This window comes from Streptomyces laculatispora, from assembly GCF_017353455.1.
Lineage (GTDB): Bacteria > Actinomycetota > Actinomycetes > Streptomycetales > Streptomycetaceae > Streptomyces > Streptomyces laculatispora.
In genome coordinates this window covers 1-4,348 of the sequence record NZ_JAFMPZ010000287.1, presented here as the reverse complement: position 1 = coordinate 4,348, position 4,348 = coordinate 1, and the positions used below count along the sequence as shown (strand labels likewise).

The following is a 4,348-nucleotide window of genomic DNA, read 5'->3' as shown; positions in this document are numbered from 1 at the left end:
TCGGGGTGGGCGTCGGGGTAGGTGTCGGCGACGGCTCCTCGCCGCAGTCCGGCAGATCGCCGTCGAACGGATAGGCGTGCATTTCCTGGCCGCCCGATTCACCCTCCGACGTGTGGGTCAGCGAACCAGCGCTGTAGAAGCGGCCGTTGGTGCCGCTCATCATCAGGGTCGCCACACTGGACTGCTGCCCGATCAGCACACTGCCCTGGAACTGACCGGTGCCCTTCAGCCCGATCGTGGTGGCGTCCGGGAAGTTCCACATCAGACGCTCACGGATTCCGGACTGCGGCAACACACCCATGTACGTACTGATGTTGCGGGTGCTTCCGTAGACGTTGACCAGCACGGTCGCACCGTCGGGAACGCCGTTGAAGACGATGCCCTCCTGGCCGCCCGAACCCGTGGTCAGATCGGCGTCCAGCGCGAAGACCTGGACAGCGGAGCTGCCGTCGCCGGTGAAGACGGTCTCGGAGCCGTCGTTCTGCGTCGTTCCGGTCGTCGGGCGCCGGTGGTCCTTGTTGTCGTCGTACGCGTAGCAGTGGCTGGCCGCCGTCAGCTGGTCGCGCAGCTCGGTGTACGGAGCGGCGGCGTCGGCGTCGTGGACCGCGGTCGGGATCACCGTCCCGGTGAGGCCCTGGGCGTATCGCACCACACCGTGGTTGAGCCCCTCCTCGGCGAGCAGCCGCTCATCGGTGGCGATGCTCAGATCGCCGCCCACCGTCAGGAAGTCGGAGTCGTTGGGCGGTGGCACCCGCGACCCCACCCCGGCGACGCCGACGTTGTAGATCTGCGAGGCACCGGCCCGTTTGCTCATGTCGAAGCGGCCGAGAGTGACGATCTTCCCCTCGGCCTCCGCGGCGGCCTCCCTGACCAGGTAGTCACCACCGACGTAGATGTTGATGTTGCTGTCGTGGCCGACCACGGGTCCGTTGTTCGGATCGTTCCAGGTGGCGGGGCAGTCATCCCCCAGACACGGTCCGAGGCCACCGGGCAGCGAAACGGCAGCCGCGGTGGGTGCGACGGCCCCCACCATGGCCGCCGCTGCCGCCACCGTCACCGCCACGCGGTGGGTTTTACCGCTCCTGCGCGCTTTTGCTCCCATACAGCGCAATATGCAGCTTTACTGAGTGCTCATCAGCTGTGCCACGCCGGGCGGGCAGCCCCCTTCCGCCGACCGGTCGGCCGGGTCAGCCCCGGACGGCGGCTCGCGCGGCGGCTCGGGCCGGTGCTCGGGTGGGTACTGGACGGGTGCTCCCGTCAGCCCGCCAGCAGCTTCGCCTCGGTCTGCGGATCGAGGCCGACCGCGGGCCGGTCGGGCCGCTGCGGTGCGCTGCCCCCCAGTTCACACAGCCACGTCCAGGTGTCGGCCACCGTCTCCCGGACCGGCCGGCAGTGCAGCCCCGTGGCGTACGCCCTGCTGACATCGCCCTGGTGCACGCTGTCGTACAGCTCCCCCGGCGGCAGCCAGACCGGCAGATCGGTCCAGGGCTCCACGCCCGCCGCGAGAATCGCCCCGGTGTCGGTCCAGCGCAGCTCCGCATCGGAGCCGGTGGCACGCACGCAGGCGTCGAGCAGCTCCCCCATCGTGGTGTGCCCTGGGCGGCTGACCAGGTTGTACGGTCCGTGCAGTCCGCTCTCGGCGGCGTCCAGCAGCCATCCGGCGAGGTCACGGGCATCGATGTACTGAAGAGGCAGATCAGGGGTCCCGGGTGCCAGCACGGCTCCGCCGCGGGCGATCCGTGTCAGCCACCACGGCAGCCGGCCGATGTTCTCCCAGGGACCGATGATCAGTCCCGCGCGGACGAGCAGCGCCCGGTCGCCGAAGGCGTCCAGCGCGGCCAGTTCACCACCCCGTTTGGCCAGGGCGTACGAGACGTCTCCACCGTCGTCCGGTGAGGCACCGTTCACCAGCGGACCGTCCTCGGGCAGGCCGGCCGGAGTCGGGTACTCGTATACGGAGCGGCTGGAGACGTACGCGTACCGCCGGGCACGGCTCGACAGCAGCCGGGCCGCGTCCCGTACGGCCGAGGGGGCGCCGCTCCAGGTGTCGACGACCAGATCCCAGGTGTACGTGCCGCCCCCCGGCCCCCCGGCGGCTTCGAGGGCGGCCAGAGAGCCCCCGGCGGCGCGGTCGCCGAGCAGTTCGGCCGCGCCGGGCGGCGGCGCGTGGTGGCCGCGGTGGAACACCGTGACCTCCCAGCCGCGAGCGAGGGCGTCCTCGGTGACGGCCCGGCCGACGAATTCAGTACCACCCAGCATCAGAAGCCTCATGACGCCGACTCTGCCTCCCCCCGCTCCGAACCGGAACCGGCCTCGCTCTGGGCTGAATCGGGCCCGGCCGGGTCCGTGCTCGGGCACCGCCCGGTCCGCTCAGGCACTGCCCGGTCCGTCCTCAGGAGGAACGGGCGAGCGGGCTCCGGTTGCGCAGCAGCCACTGGTGGTACCCGTCGGCCTGCCGGGCCGCCTCCCGGTACGCGGCCTCCAACTCCCCGTACACCGCCGCCGTGTCGGCGCCCGGACGGGAGACCAGCAGCAGACGTACGGCGAGCGGGTCGTCGCGCAGCGGGCGGATCGCCATGTCGTCGCGCGGGCCCGAGGTCGGCTGGCAGGGGGCGACCGCCTCGCCGAGGACGACGAGGGAGGCGGCGGTGAGGTAGTCGCCGTGCAGCACCGTCGGCGCGACACCGGCTGCGCCGAACACCCGCCGCAGACCGTCCCATTCGCCGTCCACCGTGGGGTCGACCATCCACCGGTCGGCGGCCAGGTCGGCCAGGTCGACGACGGGCAGGGCGGCGGCCGGGTGGTCGCGGGCCATCGAGATGAACTGCGGTTCGCGGTCCAGGAGCACCCGCTGCACCAGACCGTCCGGCACGTACAGCGGGCAGCCCTCCACCTCGTGCACGAAGGCGACGTCGAGCCGGCCCGCCTCGACCGCGCGCAGCAGCGCGTGGGCCGACACGTCGACCCGCAGCGAGATGTCCGTGCCGGGCAGCCGGATGCGCAGCCTGCGCAGCCAGTCGCCGACGACCCGGCTGGCGGTGCAGCCGATCCGCAGCCGGGGGCCGCCGGCGCGGGCCGCGTCCGCCTCCGCCTTCGCGTCGGTGACCAGGGCGCGCATCCCGTCCACGAGCGGGCGGGCCCGGCTGAGAACGGCGTGGCCGAGCAGGGTGGGGCGGCAGCCGGTGCGTTCGCGGCTGAACAGCTCGGCGCCCAGGGAGTTCTCGATCCGGCGCAGCTGAGTGGTGAGCGAGGGCTGGCTCACGCCCAGTCTGCGGGCCGCCCGGTGCAGGCTGCCGGTGTCGGCGATGGCGCACAGCGCCCTGAGGTGCCTCACCTCAAGCTCCATACCGCCGAGCGTAGGGCGGCGGGACCGCGCCGCACCAGACGCCCCAACCCCATCAAAGGCCGTCAATTCAGCGGTCGTTGGAATGCCGGACACTGCTTGCGTGCTCTCGCTTCATCCCGTCCTCGCCCAGGAGTGGCAGCGGGGTGATAGGGCGGTGTTATCGCCGGTTGGCATCATCCGCCGGGGCTCCGCTTCGCCGACACTCTCTCCGTACCGCCCCCGTCCGAGTCCGATCATCGGACGGGTTCATCGGACAGGTAACTGGTAGGAGACCCCCCATGAGACACCCCAGGACCGTCATGTCGGCCGTGCTCGGCCTCGGCTTCGGCCTCGCCGCCGCGCTGGGAACCGCACCCGCGCTCGCCTCTGCCGCCCCGGCACCTGCCCCTTCCGCCCCCCACGTCGCGTACACCGCCCACTCCGGATCGCACGAGAGCGCCGCCGCCAACAAGGCGTTCTTCGAGGCGGTCGCGAAGTCGGTGGCCGAGAAGCGGGCCGCCCACCCGGGCGTCCAGTCGGTCACCATCGTCTACAGCACGGCCAACGCCCCCAGCTTCCGCACCCAGATAGCCAACAGCGCGCAGATCTGGAACAGCTCGGTCTCCAACGTCCGTCTGCAGGAGGGGTCCAACGCCGACTTCACCTACTACGAGGGCAACGACCCGAGCGGCTCGTACGCCAGCACCGACGGACACGGCAACGGCTACATCTTCCTCGACTACGCGCAGAACCAGCAGTACAACTCGACCCGCGTCACGACCCACGAGACCGGGCACGTGCTCGGCCTGCCGGACCACTACTCGGGTCCGTGCAGCGAGCTGATGTCGGGCGGCGGCCCCGGCCCCTCCTGCACCAACCCGTATCCGAACGCCAATGAGCGCAACCAGGTGAACTACCTGTGGCAGAACGGCTTCGCGGCCGCGCTCGCCCGCAGCGGTTCCTGACCCTGCCGACAGGGGCCACCTCGCAGGACGAGGTGGCCCTTCGCGGGTTCGTTCGGCC

The 4,348-nt window shown here is 71.5% G+C and carries 4 protein-coding genes; 1 reads left to right on the top strand and 3 read right to left on the bottom strand.

The window, feature by feature from the left end:
- The 3 genes from J1C73_RS15850 to J1C73_RS15840 form a co-directional block, all read right to left on the bottom strand.
- Positions 1 to 1,063: choice-of-anchor A family protein (locus J1C73_RS15850; RefSeq protein WP_372446692.1), on the bottom strand; the 1,063-nt coding region annotated here is incomplete at its 3' end.
- A gap of 194 nt (positions 1,064 to 1,257) precedes the next feature.
- On the bottom strand, positions 1,258 to 2,271 hold the full coding sequence (locus tag J1C73_RS15845) for an NAD-dependent epimerase/dehydratase family protein (protein WP_242644240.1): 1,014 nt from the start codon (positions 2,269 to 2,271) through the stop codon (positions 1,258 to 1,260).
- Positions 2,272 to 2,392: 121 nt separating this feature from the next.
- The gene (locus tag J1C73_RS15840) at positions 2,393 to 3,346 is read right to left on the bottom strand and encodes a LysR family transcriptional regulator (RefSeq protein ID WP_207316947.1); all 954 of its coding nucleotides are present in this window, start codon (positions 3,344 to 3,346) and stop codon (positions 2,393 to 2,395) included.
- Between the two features lie 278 nt (positions 3,347 to 3,624).
- Between J1C73_RS15840 and snpA the strand changes: the two genes are divergently transcribed.
- Positions 3,625 to 4,290 carry a snapalysin gene (gene snpA / locus J1C73_RS15835; RefSeq protein WP_242644239.1) on the top strand — a complete coding sequence of 222 codons (666 nt, stop codon included), beginning with the start codon at positions 3,625 to 3,627 and terminating at the stop codon, positions 4,288 to 4,290.
- The last annotated feature ends 58 nt before the right edge of the window (positions 4,291 to 4,348 follow it).

What these genes read in the sequence shown, in the direction of transcription:
- J1C73_RS15840 (WP_207316947.1), bottom strand. Translation starts at nt 3,346, where the DNA reads ATGGAGCTTGAGGTGAGGCACCTCAGGGCGCTGTGCGCCATCGCCGAC.
- snpA (WP_242644239.1), top strand. Translation starts at nt 3,625, where the DNA reads ATGAGACACCCCAGGACCGTCATGTCGGCCGTGCTCGGCCTCGGCTTC.
- J1C73_RS15845 (WP_242644240.1), bottom strand. Translation starts at nt 2,271, where the DNA reads ATGAGGCTTCTGATGCTGGGTGGTACTGAATTCGTCGGCCGGGCCGTC.